28 protein-coding genes are annotated in these 26,504 nt (G+C 52.2%); 3 read left to right on the plus strand and 25 right to left on the minus strand.

The annotated features are described in order from the left end of the window. Positions 1-36: 36 nt before the first annotated feature. The 8 genes from I2G69_RS10180 to I2G69_RS10215 form a co-directional block, all read right to left on the minus strand. Entirely contained in the window at positions 37-339 is a 303-nt protein-coding gene (locus I2G69_RS10180; RefSeq protein WP_172749490.1) for a hypothetical protein, read from the minus strand. Further along, positions 314-1,198: a pseudouridine synthase gene (locus I2G69_RS10185; protein WP_195560734.1), complete on the minus strand. Its 885-nt coding sequence runs from the start codon at positions 1,196-1,198 to the stop codon at positions 314-316. Before I2G69_RS10185 ends, I2G69_RS10180 begins: the two co-directional genes overlap by 26 nt. A 23-nt stretch (positions 1,199-1,221) precedes the next feature. Beyond that, a complete protein-coding gene (locus I2G69_RS10190; RefSeq protein WP_195560735.1) occupies positions 1,222-2,385 on the minus strand; it encodes a D-alanyl-D-alanine carboxypeptidase family protein in 1,164 nt (387 codons plus the stop codon). Positions 2,386-2,433: 48 nt separating this feature from the next. Further along, positions 2,434-2,859 (minus strand): GerW family sporulation protein, encoded by a 426-nt coding sequence (ytfJ, locus tag I2G69_RS10195; RefSeq protein ID WP_195560736.1) that lies wholly within the window; start codon positions 2,857-2,859, stop codon positions 2,434-2,436. A gap of 80 nt (positions 2,860-2,939) precedes the next feature. After that, positions 2,940-3,569, minus strand: coding sequence for a DUF2953 domain-containing protein (locus tag I2G69_RS10200; RefSeq protein WP_195560737.1), 630 nt, complete (start codon positions 3,567-3,569; stop codon positions 2,940-2,942). A gap of 9 nt (positions 3,570-3,578) precedes the next feature. Continuing rightward, positions 3,579-4,139, minus strand: coding sequence for an SMC-Scp complex subunit ScpB (gene scpB, locus I2G69_RS10205; RefSeq protein WP_087229179.1), 561 nt, complete (start codon positions 4,137-4,139; stop codon positions 3,579-3,581). Further along, a complete protein-coding gene (locus I2G69_RS10210; RefSeq protein WP_087229182.1) occupies positions 4,109-4,849 on the minus strand; it encodes a segregation and condensation protein A in 741 nt (246 codons plus the stop codon). Before I2G69_RS10210 ends, scpB begins: the two co-directional genes overlap by 31 nt. 12 nt (positions 4,850-4,861) lie before the next feature. Then, entirely contained in the window at positions 4,862-5,554 is a 693-nt protein-coding gene (locus I2G69_RS10215; RefSeq protein ID WP_191395743.1) for a site-2 protease family protein, read from the minus strand. 361 nt (positions 5,555-5,915) lie between these two features. On the opposite strand from I2G69_RS10215, the gene rpmB reads away from it, so the two are divergent. After that, positions 5,916-6,104, plus strand: a complete 189-nt coding sequence (gene rpmB / locus I2G69_RS10220; protein WP_054323139.1) for a 50S ribosomal protein L28 — start codon at positions 5,916-5,918, stop codon at positions 6,102-6,104. Between the two features lie 138 nt (positions 6,105-6,242). Here rpmB and plsY read toward each other — a convergent pair whose 3' ends face one another. The 11 genes from plsY to nagB all read right to left on the minus strand — a co-directional run bounded on the left by plsY (position 6,243) and on the right by nagB (position 16,345). Further along, a complete protein-coding gene (plsY, locus tag I2G69_RS10225; RefSeq protein ID WP_191362482.1) occupies positions 6,243-6,950 on the minus strand; it encodes a glycerol-3-phosphate 1-O-acyltransferase PlsY in 708 nt (235 codons plus the stop codon). A 34-nt stretch (positions 6,951-6,984) separates the two neighbouring features. Beyond that, positions 6,985-8,307: a ribosome biogenesis GTPase Der gene (der, locus tag I2G69_RS10230; protein ID WP_191362483.1), complete on the minus strand. Its 1,323-nt coding sequence runs from the start codon at positions 8,305-8,307 to the stop codon at positions 6,985-6,987. Continuing rightward, positions 8,300-9,616 (minus strand): DUF512 domain-containing protein, encoded by a 1,317-nt coding sequence (locus I2G69_RS10235; protein ID WP_195560738.1) that lies wholly within the window; start codon positions 9,614-9,616, stop codon positions 8,300-8,302. The genes der and I2G69_RS10235 overlap by 8 nt, the downstream gene beginning before the upstream one ends. Positions 9,617-9,686: 70 nt before the next feature. Next, on the minus strand, positions 9,687-9,869 hold the full coding sequence (gene rpmF, locus I2G69_RS10240) for a 50S ribosomal protein L32 (protein WP_087229200.1): 183 nt from the start codon (positions 9,867-9,869) through the stop codon (positions 9,687-9,689). 24 nt (positions 9,870-9,893) lie between these two features. Then, the gene (locus I2G69_RS10245) at positions 9,894-10,394 is read right to left on the minus strand and encodes a YceD family protein (RefSeq protein ID WP_087229203.1); all 501 of its coding nucleotides are present in this window, start codon (positions 10,392-10,394) and stop codon (positions 9,894-9,896) included. A 154-nt stretch (positions 10,395-10,548) separates the two neighbouring features. Beyond that, on the minus strand, positions 10,549-10,965 hold the full coding sequence (locus tag I2G69_RS10250; RefSeq protein ID WP_087229206.1) for a hypothetical protein: 417 nt from the start codon (positions 10,963-10,965) through the stop codon (positions 10,549-10,551). Between the two features lie 53 nt (positions 10,966-11,018). Then, positions 11,019-12,359 (minus strand): glucose-6-phosphate isomerase, encoded by a 1,341-nt coding sequence (locus I2G69_RS10255; protein ID WP_087229209.1) that lies wholly within the window; start codon positions 12,357-12,359, stop codon positions 11,019-11,021. A gap of 191 nt (positions 12,360-12,550) precedes the next feature. Continuing rightward, the gene (locus I2G69_RS10260; protein WP_087229212.1) at positions 12,551-13,699 is read right to left on the minus strand and encodes a D-alanyl-D-alanine carboxypeptidase family protein; all 1,149 of its coding nucleotides are present in this window, start codon (positions 13,697-13,699) and stop codon (positions 12,551-12,553) included. Between the two features lie 221 nt (positions 13,700-13,920). Beyond that, positions 13,921-14,679 carry an imidazole glycerol phosphate synthase subunit HisF gene (gene hisF, locus I2G69_RS10265; protein ID WP_087229215.1) on the minus strand — a complete coding sequence of 253 codons (759 nt, stop codon included), beginning with the start codon at positions 14,677-14,679 and terminating at the stop codon, positions 13,921-13,923. Positions 14,680-14,692: 13 nt separating this feature from the next. Continuing rightward, positions 14,693-15,310 (minus strand): imidazole glycerol phosphate synthase subunit HisH, encoded by a 618-nt coding sequence (gene hisH, locus I2G69_RS10270; protein WP_087229585.1) that lies wholly within the window; start codon positions 15,308-15,310, stop codon positions 14,693-14,695. 282 nt (positions 15,311-15,592) lie between these two features. Beyond that, a complete protein-coding gene (nagB, locus tag I2G69_RS10275) occupies positions 15,593-16,345 on the minus strand; it encodes a glucosamine-6-phosphate deaminase (protein WP_087229218.1) in 753 nt (250 codons plus the stop codon). A gap of 178 nt (positions 16,346-16,523) precedes the next feature. Here nagB and I2G69_RS10280 point away from each other — a divergent pair, with 178 nt between their 5' ends. Then, positions 16,524-16,928: a putative ABC transporter permease gene (locus I2G69_RS10280; RefSeq protein WP_087229220.1), complete on the plus strand. Its 405-nt coding sequence runs from the start codon at positions 16,524-16,526 to the stop codon at positions 16,926-16,928. 137 nt (positions 16,929-17,065) lie between these two features. On the opposite strand, the gene I2G69_RS10285 is transcribed toward I2G69_RS10280, so the two are convergent. Further along, the gene (locus I2G69_RS10285; RefSeq protein ID WP_191448456.1) at positions 17,066-17,986 is read right to left on the minus strand and encodes a GH25 family lysozyme; all 921 of its coding nucleotides are present in this window, start codon (positions 17,984-17,986) and stop codon (positions 17,066-17,068) included. Between the two features lie 235 nt (positions 17,987-18,221). Here I2G69_RS10285 and I2G69_RS10290 point away from each other — a divergent pair, with 235 nt between their 5' ends. Then, positions 18,222-18,440, plus strand: a complete 219-nt coding sequence (locus I2G69_RS10290) for a heavy-metal-associated domain-containing protein (RefSeq protein ID WP_242969602.1) — start codon at positions 18,222-18,224, stop codon at positions 18,438-18,440. An 86-nt stretch (positions 18,441-18,526) separates the two neighbouring features. On the opposite strand, the gene I2G69_RS10295 is transcribed toward I2G69_RS10290, so the two are convergent. From I2G69_RS10295 to I2G69_RS10315, 5 genes are all read right to left on the minus strand, one after another. Next, entirely contained in the window at positions 18,527-19,900 is a 1,374-nt protein-coding gene (locus I2G69_RS10295) for an ABC transporter permease (RefSeq protein ID WP_087229227.1), read from the minus strand. Positions 19,901-19,948: 48 nt separating this feature from the next. Then, complete coding sequence (locus I2G69_RS10300) at positions 19,949-21,817, minus strand: COG1361 S-layer family protein (protein WP_087229230.1); 1,869 nt, start codon at positions 21,815-21,817, stop codon at positions 19,949-19,951. Between the two features lie 11 nt (positions 21,818-21,828). After that, positions 21,829-22,572, minus strand: a complete 744-nt coding sequence (locus tag I2G69_RS10305; RefSeq protein ID WP_087229233.1) for an ABC transporter ATP-binding protein — start codon at positions 22,570-22,572, stop codon at positions 21,829-21,831. 259 nt (positions 22,573-22,831) lie between these two features. Beyond that, complete coding sequence (locus I2G69_RS10310) at positions 22,832-24,265, minus strand: glycoside hydrolase family 10 protein (RefSeq protein ID WP_191448455.1); 1,434 nt, start codon at positions 24,263-24,265, stop codon at positions 22,832-22,834. Positions 24,266-24,528: 263 nt separating this feature from the next. Next, positions 24,529-26,421 carry a nucleoside-diphosphate sugar epimerase/dehydratase gene (locus tag I2G69_RS10315; RefSeq protein ID WP_087229239.1) on the minus strand — a complete coding sequence of 631 codons (1,893 nt, stop codon included), beginning with the start codon at positions 26,419-26,421 and terminating at the stop codon, positions 24,529-24,531. Positions 26,422-26,504: the final 83 nt, after the last annotated feature.

Here is a 26,504-nt window from a genome sequence, read left to right on the forward strand (position 1 = left end):
AAAAGTCTTGACAAGAGTTTCTTGGGCAATTCGTCCTCAATCTTTACAGATTTTTACAATTTTTGACAAATCACAAACAAACTTTCTCCCTTCTGCGAGGAATCCGGATGCTTTTAACAGCGTTCCTAAGCCTGGAACTTCGGTTTCGATGCGGTAGGCTCCCTTGTTTGCGCCATAGGACGCGGCCGCACGCATCAAACTGTCCGAACAGATCCGGGCGTTTAAGTCCGGCTGCTCCAGATTGGAACCGAATACCTCCATCTTCCGCATCCGCAGAACAGAGTCCTTTACATCCACAGCCACATAGCCGAGTTCATCGGCCGGATCGCCCATCATCAAAACGGCGGCGTGGTCTCCTTTGTCCGGCAGGTCTGCCAGCAGATCTTGGACCCGCTTGGGATCTTGCAGCGGAAGTATGGTAATCATGTTTTGTTTCCCCTTTCCGATTCATTTGGTTTTGTTGCGCCCGTTTGTCCGCTTTCGCGCCCGCCATCAGGCGCTTGACTTCATCGGCTGTGAGCTCCCGCCATTTTCCCGGCTGAAGCATCCCAAGGCGCACGGGGCCAATGGCAATCCGTTTGAGACGTGCGACTTCAAGTCCCAATGCCTCGCACATTTTCCGGATTTCGCGGTTGCGCCCTTCATAGAGCACCATTTCCAGCACCACGCGCCCAGGTTCCTGGGAAAGCACCCGCACATCGGCTGGGGCCGTCTTTCTGCCCTCGATCTCTATGCCCACCGCCATCTGCGTGAGCTGGTCTTCTGTAATCGAAGGCCGCACGGTTACGCGGTATGTCTTCGGCACATGCTTGGAAGGATGCATCATCGCGTTGGCAAACGCGCCGTCATTTGTCATCAGCAGAAGTCCCTCGGAGTCTCGATCGAGCCGCCCCACGGGGTAAACCCGCTCTGGAATTTCCTGGACAAGCTCTGCCACACATTTGCGGTCCATCTCGTCGCTCATCGTCGTAATAAAGCCGCGCGGTTTGTGCAGCATAATATAGACCTCCTGCACATGGGATTCCACCGGCTTCCCCTTCACCGTGACCTTGTCCTTTTTGGGGTCCACCTTATCCCCAATCTTGGCCACAGACCCATTGACGCGCACTTCGCCGGCCGCGATCATCTCCTCCGCCTTGCGCCGGGAGGCAATGCCGCAGTCGGCGAGCATTTTCTGTAATCGTACCTCTTTAGCCATCCATTCAACATCCTTTACCAATTTCATTCAATCTGAAAAAAGGTCCGCACGGCCTCCACCAGCCGTTCCCATAAGCTCTTTTCCCTGGGAGTCTGTTCCGCGCATCCCTGTGCGGTCAAAACAGTTTCCGCGATCTCCTCCCCGTCCAGGATATAGCGCACCCGGCCCACCGCCTGTTGTTCCATCACAGGCGCATATACAAAACGCGGCAATTCCACAATGCGCCTGACCCGTTCGGCGGCACCCCGTGGGATCACAGCCACCTCGCCTGCGCTCCCCCGCACCTGAACCGAACGGGCCAACCCGCCGGTGACCGGAAGGCTTGCCATATACCCGCTGTCGTCCACTGGGTAGCACTCCAATTTGGAAAACCCATCATTCAAAAGCGCCATATGGTCGTTCCAATCATCCGGGGCGTTCAGCGTCACCGCAATCAAACGGATACCGTCGCGCTCCGCCGCTGAAACGAGGCAGCGCCCCGACTTTTTTGTAAAGCCGGTTTTCACACCAGTACATCCCTCATACAAGTTCAAAAGCTTATTGTGATTGGTATACCTGCGGGTTTGATCCGGGGTTATGAAAGAAATATTCATCGCTTTCTGGCCCACAATGGCGGCAAAATCCGGATTTTTCATAGCCGCCGCAGCCAAAGTCGCCATGTCGCGCGCCGTAGAATAATGCGCGTCGTCGTCCAGGCCAGAAGGGGTGACAAAATGCGTATGTTCCATGCCCAGCTCCTGGGCACGCTGGTTCATTTTCTCTGCAAAAGCTTCCGTTGATCCAGAAATCGCGATGGCCGCAGAATTGGCTGCATCATTGCCAGAGACAATGAGCATCCCCGCCGCCAAACTTTTCAGAGTCAGCTGATCGCCAGGCTGCAACCCCATGGACGAGCCTTCCACGCGTACCATTTCATCGGTAATGGTAACCACTGGATCATCCGCCGCCGCGGTTTCCAAGGCGATCAAAGCGGTCATGATCTTGGTTGTACTGGCCATGGACCGTTGTTCGTCCGCGTTTTTCTCGTAGAGCACCTTTCCGCTGTCCGCATGGATCACAATCGCCGCCTGCGCGGAGACTTGAGGCCCCCCTTCCGCAAATGCGGCCGGAGCGGCACTGACGGATAGAAAAAAGCTCACAACGCCTGCCAGAATTGCACATAATGATTTTTTACACAAAGCAACCACCTGCCCATAAAGGTATATGCAGGCGGCTGCGCAATTTAGTATTCGATTTTATTCGGCTGGGGATTCCGCCGCTTTCTCCGCTTTTTTCGCCTTTTTTTCTTCGCTTTTCTTGCTCACAATCCCGCTGATCTTATCCACAACGTCCGGCACCATGCCGACAATCCGGTCAGCCGAGCTATTATACGGGTCGATCTGCAAAAGCTTGACATTGCCGTTGGAGATCGTAAGAAACGCAATCGGACTGATGGAGATCCCTGCGCCCGTGCCGCCGCCGAAAAATTCTTTTTCGCTCTGCACCTTGGAGGGGAAATCCGAGCCGCCGGAGGCAAAGCCATAGGAAATTTTCGAAATGGGTATGATGATGGTTCCGTCCGGGGCCGTAATCGGGTCCCCCACAATGGAATTGACGTCCACCATCTGCTTGATTTTTTCCAAAGTGGTATTCATCATGCCTTCAATTGGATGGTCGCTCATTTTGATACACCGCCTTTTTCAATTTGGTTTGCTTCTTTTATCCACATACCGTAAAAGGTTGATCCGGGCAAAATTTTGTTTTAGGATGTGCTCTGAACCGCTTGTCCGCCTTCTTTTTGCAGCTGCACCAGGTGCACAAGCGCCCCGAGCACACCGCTGATCAAAAACAAAAGCCGGATATGCGCCTGAAAGTCCAAAACGGCGCTGCTTTCCTTTTGATCAAAGTCCGGCGTAATCTGCACATGGTACCGTTTACAAATACAATTGTGCAAAAAAGCGCTCAACGCCGTACAGACAATCCCGCATACATACCCGTAGTTCACGGCCGCCTGCGCCGCATCCTCATCCGCCACCAGGATCTCAAGGTGCAGACGCGTCACCACCAGATGCGAAAATAGCCTGCGCGCCGTCCTCGTGGCCACTTCGCCAACTTGGCGCAAAAGCTTCAATAAGCCGGAAATGCCCTTCTCTTCCAGTATCTCCTGAAATTTTGATTTCTTGTGCTCCTCCGGTTCCTTTTTCCCGGATTCAGGGAACTCTTTCGCCTCTTTCTTGGGCTTTTCCTTGGGAGGCGCCACTTGATAGGTGAAAAACAGATACCGGATTTTGATCGTGAATTCTTTTTGGAAGCCTACAACGATCGTAACCGGGCAGAGCAAGAGCAGAAACAATGCGAGCAGAATTCCCGCTACAATCCAAACAGCTATCATAAGCGCCCCCTAGCTCTGTTCCACTTCCTCACCGGCTTCTTCTTCCTCCGTTTCCTCCTGTTTATGCGGCAAAGGAGGAAGTTCGCTTAGAGAAGAGATATTGAGGCAGCGCAAAAAATCGGAGGTTGTCCCATATAAGAGCGGTCTGCCCGGCAACTCCAATCTTCCCCGTTCCTCAATCAACCCTTTTGCGGTCAAGCTTCCCAACACGCCGGAACAGTCCACGCCGCGAATCTGTTCCACAAACGCCTTAGTCACCGGTTGGTTGTAGGCGACAATCGCCAAAACCTCCATGGCGGCCTGGGAAAGCGGCGTGTTCCTGCGCAGGTCGAGCGCCTGGCGCACCTCCTCCGCATACGCGGGGTTGCTGCACATCTGGTAAGAGTCCTCCAATTTGACGATCCGGACGCCACCGTCCTCCGTATTAAAATCGTCCATCACACTCTGCATCAATTTGGCGGCGGTTGTCCGGTCCAGGGAAAGCACCTGCGCCACGCGATCCGTCGACACCGCATCCCCGCTGGCAAAGAGGATGGCTTCTATTGCTCCTCGGATCTTTTTGATTTCCAATGTCGTTCACCGCCGTCCATCAATTTTACGGTCGCCGTCCCGCCTTCGCCTTCAATGCGCACGCGCTTGCCTTTCACCAGCTCCAGTACGGCGAGGAAGGTCGCCACCAGATCGGACTTATCCCGTTTTTCTATGAAAAGGCTTTCATACTCCACCGCTTTCACTTTCCATAACCGGCGCAGCACATAGACAATCTGGGAAGCGACCGACACAATCCTGTGCGTGACGATCCCAGAAAACGATTGCGGGGAGGGCGGTGCAGCGCGCTTTCCACGCCCCGCCGCAGTTAAATACGCTTTTAAGAGTTCCCGCGGATCGTGGTGCCGCTTGTAACGCTTATCCGGCTCGATTTCGGCCGGTTCCCGCACATAGATATTGTAAGAAAACCGTTCCGCGAGCTGCGCCGCAACCTTTTTACACTCCTGGTATTCCAGCAACTGCCCGGTGAGTTCTTGACGAAGCGCCTCCATCTCCTCGTGCTTTGGAAGGAGGGAGACCGTTTTCATATATACAAGCCGCGCCGCCATCTCCAGGAATTCACTGGAGACATCCATGTCAGCCTCTTGCATGGCATTGATCTGCTCCATATATTGATCCAGAAGCTCGGAAATCTGTATATCACAGATGTCCAACTTATTCTTGGTGATCAGATAGAGCAAGAGGTCCAAGGGCCCTTCAAATGTTTCCAACTTATAGGATAGCTTTTCCATAGGGCCCTCGTATTATAACAGGCCAAACAGCTGGTATGGGAGCTGGGCCAGCCACATCACACCGTTGTAGCAGATGTTCTGCAAAAAGCTGATCGGGCCGTCCAACAGGCCCGTAAAAAGCACCAGCATCAGAACCATCATGATGATATTCTGGTACCGGTAATAACTGTACAGCGCCCGGTTCGAAAGGAATGCGCCCACGATCCGGGAACCGTCCAGAGGCGGGATGGGCAGCAGGTTGAACACCGCCAGGCCCACATTGATGATAATATAATATTGGAAGAACACCAGCACGAAAGCCGGGACACTGAAATTTGTCGCCAAAAGGACGCCGATATAAATCAAAGCGCCGATCAGAGAGGCCAGCAGGTTGGATACGGGTCCCGCCAGCGCTGTGATGGCCATCCCCCTCTTGGGATTCTTAAAATTGTTGGGATTGACCGGCACCGGTTTTGCCCAACCAAAACCAAACAGCAAGAGGAACAGCGCTCCCAACGGGTCCACACTTGCTATGGGATTGAAGGTCAAGCGGCCCTGGTATTTGGCCGTATTGTCTCCAAGCTTATACGCCACCCACCCATGGGCAAACTCGTGCAAAGGCAAAATACAGAAAATGACGAACAACACCGCCACGATCTGCATCAGGATACTCATAAAATCGACCGAGCCACCGCTGAACAACGAGCGAATGACACTAAACAGCATAAAAACACGCTCCTTCTAAATATAATACATCCACCCGGCGGAAAAACCAACCGATTAGGCCGTTGATGGACACTATGCTTTCCCAAGGAACCGCACAGCCCCTGTTTGCTTCCATAGCAGCAAACGCTTTTTCCATCGCATAAAATGAGCGGCCGCACCTCTTATAGGTCATCACGTTTTGTCGTTTTATTATAATACGTTTGGCTTCAAAATACAAGATATGGGAGGCCAGCGCGCGATTTTGTGGAAATGTTTGCCGCTTTGCAAAATATTCTTGCGAAAAAGCTTGCAATTGCCAGAGGAATCTGCTAGAATACTACTGTTGTAATTTTGATAAGCCCGTTAAAGGAGGTGCAGACTCATGGCAAAATGTGATGTTTGTGGCAAGGATATTGCTTTCGGTATCAAGGTTTCTCATTCTCACAGACGTGCGAACAGAACTTGGAAGCCCAACATTCGTCGCGTGAAGGCGATTGTAAATGGCAGCCCCAAGCGTATTTACGCCTGCACCCGTTGCTTGCGTTCCGGCAAGGTTACCCGTGCCGTCTAAACTGAACAAAGAAGCTGAAAGGAGTCCTAAAGGGCTCCTTTTTCGTTATAATTTTATAAGAGAAGCGATAAAAGGCTGTTGAACACATCGAGACGGATGCGTTCAACAGCCTTTTTCGATTTTTTCCGTTATAGTCGCTCAATGCTTTTTCACGCTGAGTTTCTTTTCCGTGCCCGCACGCAAGCGCGCGATATTCGCATGATGTTTTCCGACCAGCAGCCCTCCCAGGAAAAGCGCCACAATCATGGTCAGGACGCAATACGTCGGGCTTCCAATCTGGAACATGCGGTAATCAACGAGATAGTTAAACACGAACGTGCAAATTGGGAATGCAATCCCAGCGCTGATCGACCCTGCCGATACAATGCGCGTCAGCAGGACAACCACAATAAACACCACAATCACAACAACAAAACTGCGCCAGTCGATCAGCAGAATGATGGACCAACTGGTCAAGACCCCTTTTCCGCCCCGGAAACCAAAGAACACCGGAAAGTCATGCCCCAATACACAGAAGATACCAGCCAAATACGCGCCGTACTGGACAAACTCCCACGAAGAGACACCCGCCAACGGATAGGCGGCCGCAAAATATTGGAACAGCAACCTCCCGATGAAGACCGCCAGCACCCCTTTGATAAAGTCAAACGCAAAGGTACAGGCCGCCGCCCGTTTTCCCACGGAGCGGAGGACATTCGTTGTTCCAGCATTGCCGCTTCCCATTTCGCGGATATCCTCGTGGCTAAACAACTTCGTAAAAATAATGGAAGAGTTGATGCTTCCCAGCAAATAGGAAATGACCATCGTCAGGACGGCCGGCAAGACAGCGCTCATGAAAATACCCATGGATCGTTCCCCCTACCTAAATCGTTTCAGCGGATCACTTATCCCCGCGCTCCCGGATAATAAAACGCACCGGAGTCCCCTCCAAGCCAAATGTCTCACGGATACGGTTCTCCAAGTACCGCTGATAAGAGAAATGAAACAGTTCCGCCGAATTCACAAAGCAGACAAACGTTGGCGGCTTTGTGGAAGCCTGCGTCATGTAATAAATTTTCAGCCGCTTGCCCTTGTCTGTAGGAGGCTGCACGCGCGCGGTGGCCTGCGCCAGCACATCGTTGAGCATACCGGTGGCGATGCGCATAGCATTCGAATTCGCCACATGTTTAATCAACTCAAATAGGCGGTCGATGCGCTGCCCGGTCTTTGCCGACAAAAACAAAAATGGTGCATAAGACATAAAGGAGAAATCTTCCTCCAGCTTTTTGCGGTAGGCCGTCATCGTGCTCCCGTCTTTTTCGACCGCATCCCACTTGTTGACGGCAATCACGCAGCCTTTCCCCGCTTCATGCGCCAAGCCGGCCACCTTGGAGTCCTGGTCCGTAAAGCCCACGGTTGCATCGATCATGATGACGCACACATCTGCGCGTTCAATCGCCATCTGCGCCCGGATGACGCTGTACTTTTCAATGGAGTCATCCACTTTGTTGCGGCGGCGCAACCCGGCGGTATCAATCAAAATAAAGCGGCCGTAGGCATTTTCCACCTCCGTGTCGATCGCATCGCGCGTCGTCCCCGCAATGTCGGAGACAATGCAGCGGTTTTCCCCGGAAATCCGGTTGACCAGAGAACTTTTGCCCACATTCGGCTTGCCGATGATCGCCACACGGATCAGCTCCCCGTCCTCTTCCCCTTCCGGCTCTGCGGGGAGATACTCCACCACACGGTCCAGCAGATCACCGGTCCCGTGGCCGTGAACGGAGGAAACCTGGACAGGGTCGCCCAATCCCAGATTGTAAAACTCATAGAAATCCGCCGGCGGCTCGCCCACCGAGTCGCACTTGTTGACGCAGAGAATGACCGGACGGCCGCTCTTGAGCAGCATCGCCGCAATGTCGGCGTCCGTCGCCACCAGGCCGGAGCGGATGTCCGTCACCAATACAATCACATCGGCCGCATCGATGGCCAACTGCGCCTGCGCACGCATCTGCGAAAGGATCACATCGCTGGCGCTCGGCTCAATACCGCCGGTATCCACCAAAGAAAATTTGCGCCCTTCCCACTCGCAGTCTCCATAGATCCGGTCGCGCGTGACGCCCGGCGTATCGTCTACGATTGACAGGCGCTGTCCGATCAGCTTATTGAACAACGTTGATTTGCCGACATTTGGCCTGCCGACAATCGCCACAACTGGCTTAGCCATGTTCTTCCCTCCCTACCACTGCGTCCAACAGCGCATAGCCGTTGTTTGGCACAGTGATGATTTGTATCTGCAATGCCTCCGACAATTCTTCCAGAGAAACGTCGTCGAGGAAGATATCCCCTTCCCTGCGGAGCATCACATCGGGCAACAAAAGTGCGTCGCCCAGTTCCCGGCCTTGGAGCTGCTTGAGGAGGTCTCCGCCTGTCACAAGGCCTGCCACTGTGATCGTGTCCCCGAAAAAGTCATTGACAATGGGGACCACATTGCATGTTAAATTATGACATCTTTGCCGCAGTTCGTCAAGCAGCGTATCCAGGAACGGGTGCGCGGCTACACCGGTGGCCAGCGTGACCTTGCGGGAACTTGCCGGCGGGACGAAATCCTCCAACGCATCCAGAAATTCCTGCTTCAAGCTCGCCATCAGCCCCACGCCGTTTTCCAGCTGGTCAAAATCGCCGTAAAAGGGCGCGGGAGGAATCGGCAGCTGTGCCTTTAAGTAAAACTCGTCCGCTGCATAGCAGATGCGCTGACCATATTTCTGTTCACAGCGGTCCCCCCAGCGCTCCAACTGACGCACCACCGCCCGTGCGGTCTCCGAATCGTATCCGGTCAGCGGATACAGCCCCTGCCGGTACTTGGTCAGCCCAAGCGGGACGACGGCCACGCTCTGCACGGAGGGCCACAAACTGGTCAGATCCTTCAACGTGCGGTCCAGCTCCTCCCCGTCGTTGATGTCCCGGCACAGCACAATCTGGCAGTTCAGCTTAATGCCAGCCTTCGCAAAACGGTAGAGGATATCCAACGATTTCCCCGCAAAGCGGTTCCCCATCATCTTGACCCGCAGTTCGGGATTGGTCGTATGCACGGAGATATTGATCGGGCTGATATGCATCTTGATGATGCGGTCCACCTCGCGCTCTTTCAGGTTCGTCAGGGTCACATAGTTTCCAAACAAAAACGAAAGGCGTGAATCGTCATCCTTAAAATAGAGGCTTTTCCGCAACCCCTTGGGAAGCTGGTCAATAAAACAAAAGATGCATCGATTGGTGCAGGAGTGCTGCTGATCCATCAGATACGTTTCAAATTCCAATCCGATGGATTCATATTGCCCTTTCCGAATCTGCACCGTGCGTTCTGCGCCCGCGTCGTCGCGCAGAACAATCGAGAGATGCCGGTCCGTCTCGTAAAAGCGATAATCCAAAATATCGCAGATTTCATTGCCGTTGATGGAGAGCAGGGTTTCCCCAGGTCGGACCCCGGCATGGCTGGCAGCTCCCCCCGGCTCCACCGCTAGAATTTTTACAGGCATGTTCGTCCTCCTGTTCAGAGCAAAAAAATAGAGAAGGATCGCTCCTTCTCTACTCTTCAGAAATCAAAAATCAGGCTTCCTTCTTGATGACTTCTCTGCCGTTGTAATAACCGCAGTTGTCGCACACTCTGTGAGGCGCCTTGTACTCCCCGCACTTCGGGCATTTCATCAGTGCAGGAGCGTCGAGCTTCCACACATTGGAACGTCTCTTATTCTGTCTTGCGCTGGATACTTTCCGCTTTGGTACCGCCATGGTCAGCACCTCCTTATACAAAGCTTAGCTATCTATCAGTTGTTTAAGGACCTCCAAACGGGGGTCAATCTGATGTGTTTGACAATTGCATGCGCCTTCGTTCAGATTCTTCCCACACGTCGGACACAGGCCCTTGCAGTCTTCCTTACAGAGGAACTTTGTCGGAAGCTCCAACAAAATGTCTGTGCGGATCAACTCGTCCAAATCCAACTTGTAATCGTCTACCTGAATGTATTCGCCGCTGTCCTCTTCTTTTTCCAAGGACAACACCAGCACATGCGAAAAAGGATAGACATACCGCCGCTCCACCTGTGTTGCACACCGGTCGCACGGGATTGAAAACCGAAACGCTGCCTGTGCATGCAACTGCACCAAACCAGCATGGTTCTCCACACTGCCCGCGATCTCTACCGGCGAGACAAATGGATATACACCGTTTACATCGACAGACGACAGATCCATCGAACTGCGAAACGAACGGCTGGCGCCCTCCTGTAAAAATACATCTTCCAGTTCCAGAAGCATTTTTCACACCTCGGCGCTACATTAGCTTATTATATAGGTTCCTGCTCGCTTTGTCAATACAATTTATCGGTAAAAATTTCAAAGATACACAAAATATACGCAAAGATGCCGCCGGCACCGCAAGAGCGCCGGCGGTATCGCCCACATGGAATGCTTAAATCTGCGTTGCGAGGCTTTCGATCCCCTCTGGGAGCTCGCTCTTATCCGCCGAAACCAGCAGGACAATGTTGACATTCGCCTCTTTGGAGAGCTTGTTCATCCGCTCGATCAGCTCTTCCAATGCTTTCATATCCTGGCCGATGATCTTCAGCGTGGAATCCACGAAGATATCTGTCACATCATAATTGCCAGCGCAGATACCACTGATAAAGCCAGCCAACGCATCCAAGCCGCTGATGCTGTAGCTATCGCTGTCCACGAGCCGCGCCTGATGGGAGATGTCGTATGTCAGCTTCAAGCCCTTTTCAATGACAACTACATTTCCGTCAGAAGTCTTTACCGCCTCGTTTGCGCGCTCAATCAATTTTTTCGTTTTGCCGGAACCTTTTTTACCTACGATCAGAGTAACCATTGAAACTCCCCCTGTATGATAGTATTTCCGCATTGCGGATAAAATCGCCGGAATTATTTGTGGAGTCTTGCCTCAAGAGCTTCCTTCTGCTCCTCATAGCCGGGTTTCCCAAGCAGGGCAAACATGTTCTTCTTGTAGCTTTCTACGCCGGGCTGATCGAACGGATTTACACCGAGCAGATAGCCGGAAATTGCGCAAGCCTTTTCGAAGAAATAGATCAGTGCACCCAGGGATTCCTCCGAGAAATCCGGAACATGGAGGACGATATTCGGCACGCCGCCGTCGGTGTGCGCCAATACGGTTCCCTCAAAGGCCTTCTCGTTGACATAGGACATGCTCTTGCCTTCCAGGAAATTCAGGCCGTCCACATTTTCGGGATCGTTGCCGATGTACAGCTCTTGCTTTGCCTTGTCAAACAGGACAACCGTCTCAAAGAGGGAGCGGCGGCCCTGCTGGATGTATTGACCCATGGAATGCAGGTCTGTGGAGAACACCACCGATGCCGGGAACAGCCCCTTGTTATCCTTGCCCTCGCTCTCGCCATAGAGCTGCTTCCACCACTCGCACATCATCGTATAGCAGGGCTCATAGCTGACGAGGATTTCAATCTCCTTGCCCTTGCGGTAGAGCATATTGCGCAGTGCAGCGTAAAGGTAGCACGGATTGGTAAACATATCGGCATTGTTATATTCCTGCTGCGCCTTTGCAGCGCCAGCCATCAGCGCGTCAATGTCCGCGCCGCTGACGGCGATCGGCAGCAGGCCAACGGCTGTCAGAACGGAATAACGTCCGCCAACATCATCCGGAACAACGAAGGTCTCATAGCCTTCCTTGGTAGCGAGCTGTTTGAGGGTGCCGCGCGCCTTATCGGTGGTGCAGTAGATGCGTTTTCTCGCCTCTTCCTTGCCGTACTTCTTCTCCAGGAACTCGCGCAGGACGCGGAACGCAATTGCGGGCTCCGTCGTCGTGCCGGACTTGGAGATCATGTTGATGGAAACGTCCTTGCCCTCGCAGATCGCCAGCAGCTCGCTCAATGCAGTGGAGCTGATGCTGTTGCCTGTGAAGTAGATGTCAGGCGTGTCCTTCTTCATGTTGTTATAGTTGGGCGACTTCAAAAACTCAATCGCTGCACGGGCGCCAAGGTAAGAACCGCCGATGCCGATGACAATAAACACCTGCGAATTCGCCTGAATCCGCTTTGCCGCCTCTTTGATGCGGGCAAATTCCTCTTTATCGTAATTGGTCGGGAGATCCACCCACCCGATAAAATCGTTGCCGAGGCCAGTGCCATTGTGGAGCATTTCGTGCGCAAGCTTTACCTGCGGCGCGAGCGCCTTATATTCATTTTCACCAACAAACCCGGACAGATGTTGTGTATCAACTCTGACAGACATATGAAATCCTCCTAAATATTGCATTCTTGGGTATGTTGTTATTTTACAATAGTTTGTCCATATTTGCAAGGGAGGGCACACATTTTATAATTTAATAATTTATGAACCCGAATCGCTTGTGCATTTTGTGTATTTTCTGCAAGCGGTAGAGAAAGCCGTACCCTTAGAAGAAGGGCACGGCCCTACCGAAGTCACATGGACACAAGCTGCCGGAACAAAAGCTGGAACACAGAAGAAAAGGTAATTTCGGGGATCGAAGTCTTGGCGAGGATGTTGTATTCCTTGAGGACCTCGCCGTCCAGGATACAGGTGATCTTTCCCAACACCTGCCCTTCCTCAACGGGAGCGGTCAGGTTTTCCCCCACCGAAATCTGGTATTGAATCTCTGCATCCTTTCCTTTGGGAATCAGCATCACGCCGTCGGCGGTGACGGTTGTCTCCACCTGTTCGGACATTCCGTTGAGCACCGGAATAGGCGCAAGGGCCTCCGGGGGCACCTGTGGCGTAGCGACGGACCAATTGGCAAAGCCGTAGTCCAACAGGGTGGAAGCGGTGGAAAACCGGTCCTTTGTGTTCGCAGCGCCCAGCACCACCGCAATCAGCTGCACGCCGTCGCGCTCTGCGGTTGCACTGATGCAGCTTCCCGCCTGGCCGGTTGTACCGGTTTTCAGGCCGGTGATCCCCTGATACGACTTGATGAGCTTGTTCGTATTGACCAGCTGCGTTTGGCCGTCCCGCACATAGTCGATCCAGATCTTCGTATAATCGAAGATTTTTTTATGCTTCATCAGCTCCCGCGACATCACCGCGACGTCATAGGCGGAGGTCAGATGCCCTTCCTCATCCAATCCGTTGCAGTTTTTGAAGGTGGTGTCCGCCATGCCGAGGGCCTGCGCTTTTTCGTTCATTTGCCGTAGGAACTCCTCCTCGCTGCCCGCCACATATTCGGCCAAAGCAACCGCGGCGTCATTGGCGCTGGCAACGACGGTCGCCTTGAGCATGTCGTCCACAGACATGGCCTCCCCTTCTTTAAGCCAGATGTCCGACCCGCCCATCGACGCGGCATGGGCGCTCGCTGTAACCGTATCGGTCAGAGCGATCTTGCCCGCGTCCAACGCTTCCATCACAAGCAGCAGCGTCATCACCTTGGTGATCGAGGCGCAGGCGCGTTTCTCATGCGGATTCTTTTCATACAACACCTTTCCGGTCTGTGCTTCCATCAGGACAGCGGCAGGCGCTTTGACTTCTTCTTCGGAAAGCGCGGATGCGGCGCGCATCGGCACGGACATTCCAATCAGCAGAACGGCCAGCAGCCCCGCCGCAATTCGTTTGCCTTTCATCTGTAATCTCCCTCCTCGTTCTGCTCCCGGAGCGGAGGCTGCGGCAATTGCCCTTGGCGCCCGGGAATCCAAACCGTCCAATGGACTTGTTCGGTCTTCCCTAATTCTTATGCCGTTGTCTGCCGGATTATCGCAATTCCATCCGATAAAAAACAAAAAGTTCCTGTGCGGGACAGCGGTTGAAAGGCCGTTTCGCACAGGAACCATCAAACCAGGAAATATCACCGGCGCACGGAGATCCCACGCCCAGCAAGATACGCTTTCAGATCCGGGATGGTGATCTCTCCAAAGTGGAACAGAGAGGCCGCCAAAACTGCATCTGCATGTCCAGCCGTGAAAGCGTCATAGAAATGCTCCATTGCACCGGCGCCGCCGGAAGCGATCACCGGGACATTGACACTATCGGACACCGCCCGCGTCAGTTCCAAATCGTAGCCGTTTTTGACGCCGTCGCAATCCATGCTGGTGAGCAAAATCTCCCCCGCCCCCAGATCGACTGCCTGTTTCGCCCATTCGACGGCATCCAGACCCGTATCGACCCGGCCGCCGTTTAAATAGACCGTCCAGCCGCCTTCCGGACGGCGCTTTGCATCGATTGCGCACACCACGCACTGGCTTCCAAATTTTTCCGCCGCCTCCTGGATCAGGGAAGGGTTCCGGATCGCCGCTGAATTGACGGATACCTTATCCGCTCCAGCACGCAGCAGCGCGTTGAAGTCGTCCACGGTGCGGATTCCGCCCCCGACTGTGAAGGGGATGAAGATGCTATCCGCCACCTGTGCGACCATGTCGAGGATGATATTGCGCGCCTGTGCGGAGGCTGTGATGTCCAGGAACACCAGCTCGTCCGCACCCTGTGCATCGTAGGCCTTTGCCGCCTCTACCGGGTCCCCCGCATCCCGCAGGTTGACGAAGTTGGTGCCCTTCACCACTCTTCCGTTGTTGACGTCCAGGCAGGGGATGATTCTCTTTGCATACATGTGCCATTCCTCCTCAATCCGCGTCGATCCGCGCGACAAAATTCTGCAACATCTTGAGGCCCGTCCGCCCGCTTTTTTCCGGATGGAACTGCGTGGCAAATAGGTTTCCCCGCTGAATTGAAGCGTCAATCCGCACGCCGTACTCCGTCGTCGACGAGACAACGCTCGGATCGTCCGCATGGAGATAGTAGGAATGCACAAAGTATACATACGGATCCTCTTCCAGCCCGGCAAAAAGGCCGCTCTGGCTGCGAAGCTCCAAAGAATTCCACCCGATATGCGGCACCTTTAGCCCTCGGTCCGCTGGGATGCGGAGGATCTTCCCTTCCAAAACACCCAAGCCGCGCACGCCGGGGCTTTCCTCGCTTCCCTCAAAAAGGAGCTGCAAGCCCAAGCAAATGCCCAAAAAGGGCTTTCCGCTTTCAATAAAGTCCAGTACCGGCTGGACCAACCCTGCATTCTTCAGGCAATTCATAGAATCGCCAAAAGCGCCCACGCCGGGCAAAATTGCCGCATCGGACGCTTTGATAACTTCCCGGTCTGCGGTCACTTGCACCTCGCAACCTATATGGTGGAACGCTTTTATCACGCTCTGGATGTTTCCGGCACCATAGTCGATGACTGAGATCATTTCGTATTCCCCCATTTTCCGCGCTTCCTGCTGCTTTTTCGCATTGCTTTGCTAAAATCAGATATACATCATTTTATCATTTTCTGCGGATAAAGGCAAACGTTTTCTGCTGCCAGCCAAAAACAGAAATTTTTCCATTTGAAGAAACAACTGACATTTTGCAACCGCTCGCTTTAAAACCGGACGCTTTCAGGAACCTTCTTTTCCCATACAATGAAGAAGCCCCTTTCAACCGGAATTTCCGTGAAAGGGGCTTCTTTATAAACAACGCGACTGAAATTCTCAATAAATCATTTCCGGGCACTTCTCGCGGATGACCGACATCGCTTCTTCATCGCCCACAATGGTAACATCCGGATGGACCTGCAAAATCGACGCCGGCACCTCCGGGGTAATCGGCCCAAACAGGGACTGATAGAGGATCTCCGCTTTGCCAGCACCGTTCGCCACCAGCAGGACCTTCTTTGCCTTCATAATGGAACCAATGCCCATTGTAACCGCGTATCTCGGAACTTCGTCTTTGCTGGCAAAGAACCGGGAGTTGGCGTCAATCGTCTTCTGGTTTAACGTGACGCGGTGGGTCTCCTTGATATAGCTCTCGCTCGGCTCGTTAAAGCCGATATGGCCCGTATTGCCGATTCCCAAAAGCTGGAGATCGATGCCGCCCAGGGACTCAATTAACGCATCATAGCGGCGGCCTTCTTCCGCCACATCTTCTGCCAAGCCGTTCGGCACATGGGTATTTTCCAAATGGATATTGATGTGCTTAAAGAAGTTCTCCTTCATGTAATAGTGGTAGCTTTGCTCGTGGTCCGGTGCAAGGCCGCAATACTCGTCCAAGTTTACGCTGCGCACTTTGGAGAAGTCGACGTCTCCCTTATTATACCAATCGATCAACTGCGCATACACGCCCAAAGGCGTAGAACCTGTGGCAAGGCCCAACACAGAATCCGGCTTTAAGATCACTTGTGCAGAGATGAGATTTGCCGCCTTCCGGCTCATTCCATTATAATCCGGCGCGCTGAAAATTATCATACAAACCTTCCTTTCACGGCCGCCAGGTGGCCTCCCTATTGGCCTCCGGCCGAATAAAATATTCTAAAATCCATTATACCGTTTTTTTAGAGAATCGCAAGCGTGAGAACTGTATAATTTTGTCCATTTTGTAAACAACTATGGATGATCTAACGGAATAGGAGGCCGCAAAAGACAAATGAAGAAAAACGCACTCTTATTTGCAACCGGTGGCTCTGTCTACCCGATGTTGGAAATTTTGTGCCGTGGGCATACCGATCTTTCGATGTCCGTAGCCGGTGGAATTTGCCTTTGCTTGATCGACCGCATTTGTAATCGTTCTATGAAAGGAAAATGCCTGGCCGTAAAATGCTGTGCTGGTTCTGGAATTATCACTTCTGTGGAATTCGCGATTGGTTTAATTGTCAATGTTGCATGGAAACAGGATGTTTGGGACTATTCCCATCTACCATTGAATATTATGGGGCAAGTCTGCCTCCCATTTTCCATCCTTTGGTTTTTAATCACAATCCCTGCGCTTGCTGTTTGTAATCTGTATGATAAAATTCCATTCATCCTCTCGAAAAGGCATATGGCTAAATAGATTTTTCCACCTAAAATAGCGCTTCAATAGCAGATTGTACGCATTTGGAGAAATTGCACCAATTGCACAGCATTTTCAAATTTTTTTGGCAATCACGCAATAGGCCCTATGCCCGAAAGCACAGGGCCTATTCCTATTTAAGAGATCCAGAAAACAAACCTGCGGGCCGCCGTATCTTCCGCCCCGCCATAGCGGGTCCAGATCCCAGTGGATTGCCCCGGCTGCCCAATGGGGACCACCAGGAAAAACTGCTCGGTCTGTGTACGCCGCACCGGGATCACCGTAACAATGTCCGGCGTACCGGCGTAGAGTTCAATTTTAGATGGGTCTGCGGCGGAACATTTTACACCGTACCATTGCCCGCGCGCCTTGTGCACATCCATCGTTGTATCAATCGAAACCGGGTTTTCGATTTTCCATCCGTTCAACCCTTTGTTTTTGACAAGGGTTGGAAAATCTTGAAAGCTGATATCGGTATCCGAACCGTTTTTTCCATCGGTTTCCACGCCCGGCCATTCGCCTCCCGTGGACATAATCTCGTTTTGCCAAAGCGCACATGCTTCATCCGGCTTTTCGACGCCGGGACGCGCATACCAAAACACATATTCTGAAAGCTGTTCCGGATAAATCATCCGGTTGTACCAGTCTTTGTTGACATAATAGGCAGCCAAATACCCGGCTTCCTGCAAACCTGCACAGACTGTGCGAATGATGTCGGTGAGTGTTTGACGGGAAGGCATCCCGTGTTTCTCCTTATAGCCGTCTCCGTCCTCCATATCAATAGCGACCGGAAAAAGCGGCTTCTTCCCTTTTAATAGGCGCAAAAGGTGTGCCAGCTCGCTCTTGGCGTTTTCTGTATTCAACGCATAGCTATACAAGTAGGCGCCCCATGGGATTCCAAGGCGGTCACAAGCTTCTACATTCGCCTCAAAATTTCGATCGTCCTGCTCCTTCAAGTCGCTTCCATAGCCGCAACGCAGCATGGCAAATTTCAGGCCCGCCTGTTTGGCTGCTTCCCAATCGACCGTGTTATGGTGGCTGATATCAATTCCTTTCATGCATCTTGTCCCCCTTTTGAATGGATTCAAACCATTTTATGCAGGACAGCATCCATTTGTGACTCTTGGAAACCATACAAAAACAGATTGATTCGCTCTGAGTGCTTTAAACCTTCCCGTTAGTTAGATACGCCCTTTCTCCTATCTCTGTTTCCAAAACCTGCCGCGTCATATCCACAATCGATTCGGGAAAGCTACTTTTGAGGTGATGAAGATGCCAAGGGAAAGCGCTTATATGATTGTAGAACGTGTGAATGGAAAACACGATTTAAAAGAGATCAAGCGCGGGTTGGACCGGCTGCACGGCGTAACTTCCGTCAGCGTGAATCCTTCCCACAATCTGGTGGCCGTGGATTACGACAGTTCCGGCACGTCTTACGACGCAATCGAACATCAACTCAATACGCTCGGCTATGAAGTCGCAGCGGACGCAAGCAACATCAACACAAGGTAATCTCCTCCCACATCTCCTAAACCATGCAAAAAGCGGACGCAGTCAACAAAACTGCGTCCGCTTTTCGTGTAAATCATGCTGTGAAATTATTCCTGCTTAATCGCCGTCAACGCACTGATTTTTACAGCGCGGTTGGCTGGGTAAAATCCAGAGATCAAACCGATCATCGTGGCAAACACCAGCGCGCCAAACGCTAACCAAACGGGGATAATGGATACATTGGAACCAGTGACCCCAACGCCAACGATCCCGCCCAAAGAAATACTATTCCCCGCAGCCGCGAAGGAGTTGATTGCAAACGATATGCCATAGCTAAACGCCAATCCCAGGATGCCCCCCATAAAGCCGATTGTACCGGCCTCCACTAGGAACATGGTGCGGATATTCCCAACCACGCATCCCAGAACCTTCATCACGCCAATTTCTCTTGTGCGTTCATAGATAGACATAATCATGGTATTGGTGATACCTAATGCCGCTACAAGCAGAGAGATGGCACCCAAACCACCCAAAATCATCTGGATGGTGCTCATTTGCTGTTCCAAAGGTTTGCGGATACTTTCCATGCTATAGGTATCTGCAAAACCCAATGCCTGGATAGCCTCTTCAACTTCTGCAACATACTCCACACTCTCAGCCTTTACGCTTACATTATCATAGCTGGATTTCGTGTTTGTCGTATCAACATCATTAATCTTATTGTACTGTTCCTGCAGCTTTTTCGCAAAGCTGACATCCATAAACACCGCATATCCCGGCGGTGGATTCCGGCTCCAGTCGTCGCCCATCACACCGATGCATTTGAGTTCGATCGGTTTCTGCTTTTTACTCGCAGTGGTCGTGCTCGTCCCCTCATCCAGGTTGCCCTGCATCTCGTTGATGACCAATTCCAACTCGTCCTTCATAGGATCCACATAAGGGTCTGGAATGGTTCCGGTCGCATCGGGCTGGGCAAAAATCATATTGTTGCTGGTCTTCTTCGTATTGTAGAAGTTATATAGCGCCGACCACCCAAACAAAATCATATTCTCTTCAAAGTCATCGCCGGGCAGCGAACCCTCCTGTACCGTATAACCAAAATCTGCGAGGGATTTCATATTGACGCCATAGATCTGCCCCTGATAGGCATACTTTCCGCTGTTGATCGTTACTGCATTCCAATCCAGCGTATACACCGGCGTGACAGCTACCACATGGGGAATCGCTTCAATTTTTGCAATCATGTCATCGTCGAGGGGGGTAGACTCCGGCGTCTGGTTATAGTTGTTGATCTGGACGATTGTCAGGTCGCCCATCCCCTCCATCATGGTATTCATGCTCTCATTGATACCGATGCCAAAGGAAACCATTACAACGATCGCGCATGTGCCGATAATGACGCCGGCAACCGTCAGCAAAGTACGCACTTTACGCTTGAACAAATTGCTCAAGCTCATGCCGATCATATCTTTCCATTTCAAGGCGAGGCCCCTCCTTTCTCAATGGTGAGGCATTCTGTTGCTGTACGGTCATTTACTGCCATCCAAAGGATCATCGTCGTAGTCGTCCTCCGCTTCCAGCATCCGGAGTTTCCTTGCCTTCAGCTTCTTGCGGATAAAGACGAGGATGACAATCAGAAGAAGCGCTCCGCCGCCAACCGTCAGGCCAATCGCCCAGGTGGGAGGGCCCGCCGTTGCCGAAGGGTCCCCATCGACTGGGATATCCCCTTCTGGAACCACCCCTCCCATATCGGCAGGCAGTGGAATCACGTCGCAGGAGAATTCTTTTTTGATCTCCTTGGTTTCGCCGTTGGCGTCTTCATAAGTGAAGGTCGCGGTACCGGCCATGGTTCCCACATCCATCGGCATGAGCGAAGCCTCAAACGAATCGCCTGTTCCGGAATTCACATTGCCAATATAAGTGGACATATCCTCGGAAGTGAAGTTCCCCTCCAGATCGACCGCCAAGTTAAAAATCGTACTTTTCCCTTTGTTGACATAGCTGATGCTGAGCTGCCCCTGGTCCCCCATATAGATCGGCCCAAAGAGATCCACCTGGTTGATCTCAAAACGGTCGGGCTGTGTCAACGGGATGGAGATCGTCTCCGTCCCCTTTAAGTCCGCTTTGCGGACCCCGTCCACCACTGCTTCATATGTATAGTCGACCGTCACACCGTAAGACTTTGGCGCTGCGTCCACCTTCGGATAGAGGGCGATCTGTTCCTGGAAACTGCCGCCACCCTTCACATTCTGGATGAAGAATGTGTTCGAAGAGCGGGATGGCGTAAACGCGACGACACCCTCATCGCCATCCGGCGCGGAAGAGACGGTCATCTTCAGATTTTCGATGGCGATATCCGGGCTCGTATTGCGGAAATTCATTGTCAGCATGAATTCCGTTCCGCCTGTCACTGCCATCCCGCCGTAGTCGTAGCTCTCAATAATGATCTGTGGGACGCTGGAATTCGAGCTCGCTTCTTCCTCTGTGCTGACCTTTGTCCCCGTCACCGGAATAAACATGCGGGGAGCAACGCTGGCATCTGCCGCAAGATCGCTGGAAGTAAATTTAATGGAAAGGGGATAACTCTTTGACTCCATTTTGGCTTCACAGACCAGCGGATAGGTCAATGTTGCAGTGGCTTGTGCGGGCAACGAATCGATATATAGCGTGTCCATCGCACCGCGCATGGTGATTTCCGGAGCATTCGCATTGTCGAACGCCGCTACGATGTTGTTGCAAGCCACACTGCTGTTGTTTTTCACTGTGACCTTGAGGTTAAAGGCGTCGCCCTCTTTAATCCCACTGGCCGGGTCGGTGGAATAAGACGTCACCGTCAGGATGGGCTTATCCTCCTCTTCCTCCTCATCGGAACTCGTCCCGTCGCCAACCGGGTCAAAAATCGTCTTCTGAACGGTAAAGGAATTGATCCGACTTCCATTTTTATCGTAATAAGAAATTTTAAAGCGCAACGTACCTGCCTTGTCGTTGACACGCTTCATATATTTCTCAGGGATTGTCAACTGATAGCCAAAATCCACCCTTGTTGTGCCGTCGTCATCGGATGAAGTCGGCAGTTCAATGTCGGTGTCGTTTGTCCAAAGGATTTCGTTCTTATCCGTTGTGTAGCTCTTTTTTCCCAAAGAAATGGCACTGGTGACGCTACTGACGTCGATTTCGATCTCTTCAACCCTGGCCGACGAAGAATAATTCGAGTGGTCAAAGACGAACGTAGCCTCAAAGGGCGTGTTTTTGCTCACCGTCTGCTTATCGCTATAAACCACCGGATCGGGTTCATACTCTTCATCTGCTGCAAAAACAGGCGCCGCGGACGCCAGCATGGCGGAAAGCAGCACTAGCATAGTAAACAGCGAAATCCCCTGTTTTACAAACCTGTTCATAAAGCTCCTCCTTATTCATTCACGGCCGCAGAAGCCGGTTCTTTTTTCTCCTCATCCAAGGAGACAATAGATTGGTTCGGCTCGTCACTGATGATGCTTCCATCGTGCAAATTGATGATCCGGTCGGCATATTTCGCAATATTGACGTCGTGCGTCACGATAATCAAGGTTTCATGATGTATTTTCGCCATACGTACCATAATTTCCATAACGCCGCGGCTTGTCTTGCTGTCCAAATTCCCGGTCGGTTCGTCGGCAAAAACAATCTTTGGCTTTGCCACGAACGCCCTTGCAATGCCGACGCGCTGCTGTTGGCCGCCGCTCATCTGCGTAGGGCGGTGCATCATCCGGCTGCCCAAACCCACAGCTTTCAGCATATGGACCGCTTCCTTGGTCCTCGTCCGTTTGTTGATGCCTTTAAACATCAACGGCATAGCGACGTTCTCAATCGCTGTCTGCGTGGGCATCAAATTGTAAGACTGGAACACAAAGCCGATGTTTCGCTGGCGGAACAGTGCCCATTGCTTTTCTGTAAACTGGGTGACGTTTTTGCCCGCAATAAAGACGCTGCCCTTTGTGGGCTTTTCCAATCCCGCCATGATATTCAACAACGTGGATTTTCCCGAACCGGACGTACCCAAAATACAACAGATTTCGCCCTGTTCAATCCGCAAATTGATCCGCCCGAGCGCGACAATTTTTTCCTCGTCCACCCGGTAAACCTTACGAATGTCTTTTACATTGATTAGGCTCATGTATCTCTCCCCATGCGCGAAACCGCCGGATTCCCGCCGGTCCCGCCAGAATATTTCCTACTTTTTCAGGAGTTTCCGCAATGGCCAACCGCTCGATAAAAAGCACGGAATTTCTCCATTTGGGCCGTACTGTGAGGCCATTATATCATATACTTCCACAAATTGCTCTATTTGTAAAAAGACTGTAATGATTTATAAATTCATAAGGCCCGCCGACAGGGGTTTCCTGTAGACGGGCCGTTTTCCCTACCTCTGAGCTTTAACCGTTCAGGAGTTTTTTCACATTTGCCATCTCTTTTGCCGTCTGTGGATTGTCCAGATATGCCCACGAATAGAGCATAAACCCATCGCAGTCCAAGCTGCGCGTGGTCTGAATCTGCTGGGCGATAATATTATCTGCCTTTTCCCATCCATTGGAATCCGTTCCCGCCTTATACAGCGCCAAGCCTATGTACATTTTCACATTGTCCGCTGTCACGAGGCTCTTCCACTTTTTGGCCAGCGTCTCAAACGGCGCGGTCGGATGGTCGTACGTCCAATAAATCTGCGGGCAGATATAATCGATGTAACCGGGCTGGCTGCACCAGGTGTAGACATCTGCGCCCGCGTTGAGATCGTTGGTGATATTCCCCTGCGGGGAGATCCCAAAGACAACATTGGGTTTGGTCTCCTTAATCATCTTATAGACGGAGGAAACCAGGCTATTGATGTTCTGCGTCCGCCACGCACCGATCGACAGCGTGGAACCGCTCTGCTGATAGGCGGCTTGGTCCAGCGTGACGTCCGTAGAATTCACATTAAACGGATAAAAATAATCGTCAAACTGTACGCCATCTACATCGTATTTTTGAACGACTTCCTTAATCCCGTTTACAATATAATCGCGCACCCCAGAATAGCCGGGATTCATATAAATGGAGCCATTGTGCGTGAAGGTCCAGTTTGCCTTGGTCGGGTCGCTCTTCCAAAGATTGTACGGGCTATTGGAAGCGACCACCGGTGGGTAGTTGCCCGCTTTGATGCGCAGCGGGTTAAACCACGCGTGGAACTTCAACCCCGCCTGATGGGTGGCGGAAACCATATACGCCAACGGGTCATAACCCGGGCCTACCCCCTGTGTCCCACTGAGGAAATGGGTCCACGGATAATAACTGGAGGGATAATAGGCGTCGCCATGGGAACGTACATGCACGACCAACGTATTCGCGCCGCTGGCCTTCGCCTTGGCAATAATGTCGTTGAATTTCTTCTGGAAAGCCGTATAGCTCTTATCCGTTTCCTTGGTCATATCCAGGCTGAGAAATGGAACCCATACCGCACGCATTTCCTCTTCCTGAACAACCGGGGTTGCCGCTGCCGGTTCATTGTAGGAAGGGCTGCTGACCGTCCCCTCCGTCAGCGCAGATTCGCTGCTTTCTGTCTCTACGGGCGGCTGCGAATCCTCTGGTGCTGCGGGGGCCTGCGCGGAGGAATCTTCCTCCGTAGCCTGGGCGATTTGGCTGCTTTCCGGCTCCTGGGCGCTTTCTGGCTCTGTCAGCGCAGAAGAACTACTCTCCGATGCCGTCTCGCTGCTGACAGAACTGCTTGTCACAACGGAATCCTCCACCTGCTGTGGGGAACCGGAACAAGCGGCGGTCGTGCATAACATCGCTGCTGCAAGCACAGCCGCCGCGATCTTTCTCCATTTTTTCACGTGCGTACGCTCCTTTTCTGATGGATTTCTCGGTCCTTGGGAAACATTTGTCTCGATTTCCTATGTAAAGCTCAAAATATGGGCAAATTTTAGGCATAACCTTTAGAATTCTCTCCCATGATGTCTATTATAGGCGATGATGGAATAGAATTCAAGGAAAATCCATGGATTTATAAAAAGGAAATCCTTACAAAAAATGCCTCCCCGTATATCCATAATACAAGGGAGGCATCCAAATTCTTTCAATTTTGTTAGAAATTATTTTATTCGGCTGCCAGCGCATCGCTCCGCTCGGCATGGCCGGTATAGGTGGGCACCAGCCGGTGTACCAGCTCGACCATTTTTACATTGTCCACCCCGGCAACTTTGCGCAGGCTTTCCAGATCTGCCAAGAAAGTCTCCTCATCAAAGGGAATGGGCTTTCCAATATAAATCAATTGGTGCGACGTCTTCTGGCAACCGCCCTCGCTATCCAGCAAAAGCTCTTCATAGAGCTTTTCGCCCGGACGCAGGCCGGTATATTTGATTTTAATGTCCACATCCGGCTCCAGCCCGGAAAGGCGGATCAAGTTGCGCGCCAAATCCACGATCTTGACCGGCTCGCCCATATCGAGAATAAAGATCTCCCCGCCGTGGGCCATGCCGCCGGCCTGAATCACCAAGCGGGCCGCCTCCGGGATCGTCATGAAATAGCGGATAATATCCGGATGCGTGACCGTCACCGGACCCCCGGCCGCAATCTGGCGCTTAAACAGCGGGATCACGCTTCCGTTGCTTCCCAAGACATTGCCGAAGCGAACCGCCATATAATCTGTGTTCTTGCTGTGGCGGCTGCAATATTGGATAATCAGCTCACAGATGCGCTTGGTAGCCCCCATGATATTGGTGGGGTTGACCGCCTTGTCCGTGGAGATCATCACCATGCGCTTCACGCCGTACTTATCGCAGGCCTGCGCCACGTTGAGCGTCCCGAACACGTTGTTCTTGACCGCCTCGCCCGGACTGAGTTCCATCAGGGGAACATGCTTGTGCGCAGCGGCGTGGAAGACCACATCGGGCCGGCACACTTCAAAGACATGCTCGACACGCGCACGGTCGCGCACGGAACCGATCAATACCTCCAAATTTAAGTTCGGGAATTTCATCAGAAGCTCGTTCTGGAGGTCATAGGCATTGTTCTCATAGATGTCAAAGATAATCAGGCGCTTTGGGTGGAAATGCGCAATCTGGCGGCAAAGCTCAGAGCCGATGGAACCGCCGCCGCCCGTGACCAGCACCGTCTTGTTCTTCAAATAGCCGCTGATCTCCTCCACATTGAGGTCAACTTCGTCGCGGCCCAAAAGATCGAGAATATCCACATCGCGCACCGCTGGGTGCTCCATATCGCCTTCCAAGATCTCATAAAGCGCCGGGACGGTTTTCAGCTTACAGCCGGTCTTTGCGCAGATGCTCAAAATGTCCTGACGGTCCTCTTTTTTCGCAGAGGCAATCGCCAAAACAATCTGGTCTACGTTGTAGCGTCCGGCCATGCGGGGGATACTCTCCCGGCCGCCCGCCACTTTCACGCCGTGAATGCGCGTCCCGCGCTTGCTCTTATCGTCGTCGATCGCCACAACGGGAATGCCTTTGCTCTCCGGTGCGGTTTTCATGTCCTTGATAACCATGGAGCCCATTTCCCCGGCGCCCACCACCATCACGCGGTGGAACTCCTCGCTATCCTGCTGGGAGAGCCTGCGCTTGCGGCGGTGCCACAGGCGGATGGAGAAGCGCGAACCGCCCACAAACAGGAACATCAACGCCCATCCCATCAAATATACGGGGATCGGCAGGCGGTTCGTATGAAATACGGGACTCGCCATAGTAAATCCCATCACTGCAATCAAAACGCTTGAGATGGACACCCCGAAGAAAATCTGTATCAATTCATCGAGGCTGGCAAATTGCCACATGGTCGTATAAAACCGGCATAGAAAAAAGACCACCAGGCAGATACAGGTTGCCCACGGGATCTGTATTTGAAAATACTCAAATTCCCACCACGGGACCTTTCCATCAAACCGAAGCATCAGAGCAATCCAATAGCTGAAATACACCCAAACGATGTCAAAAAGCACCTGAGGCAGGGCTGACCAAATATTGGCCCTCTTTTGTCTCATTACCATTCCCCCACAATAGAGTGATCCACAGCGTTGTAGCGCCGTATCTTTATTAAATCCGTACTTTGCCAGATGACAGCTGC

This window comes from Anaeromassilibacillus sp. D41t1_190614_C2 (assembly GCF_015558525.1).
Lineage (GTDB): Bacteria > Bacillota > Clostridia > Oscillospirales > Acutalibacteraceae > Anaeromassilibacillus > Anaeromassilibacillus stercoravium.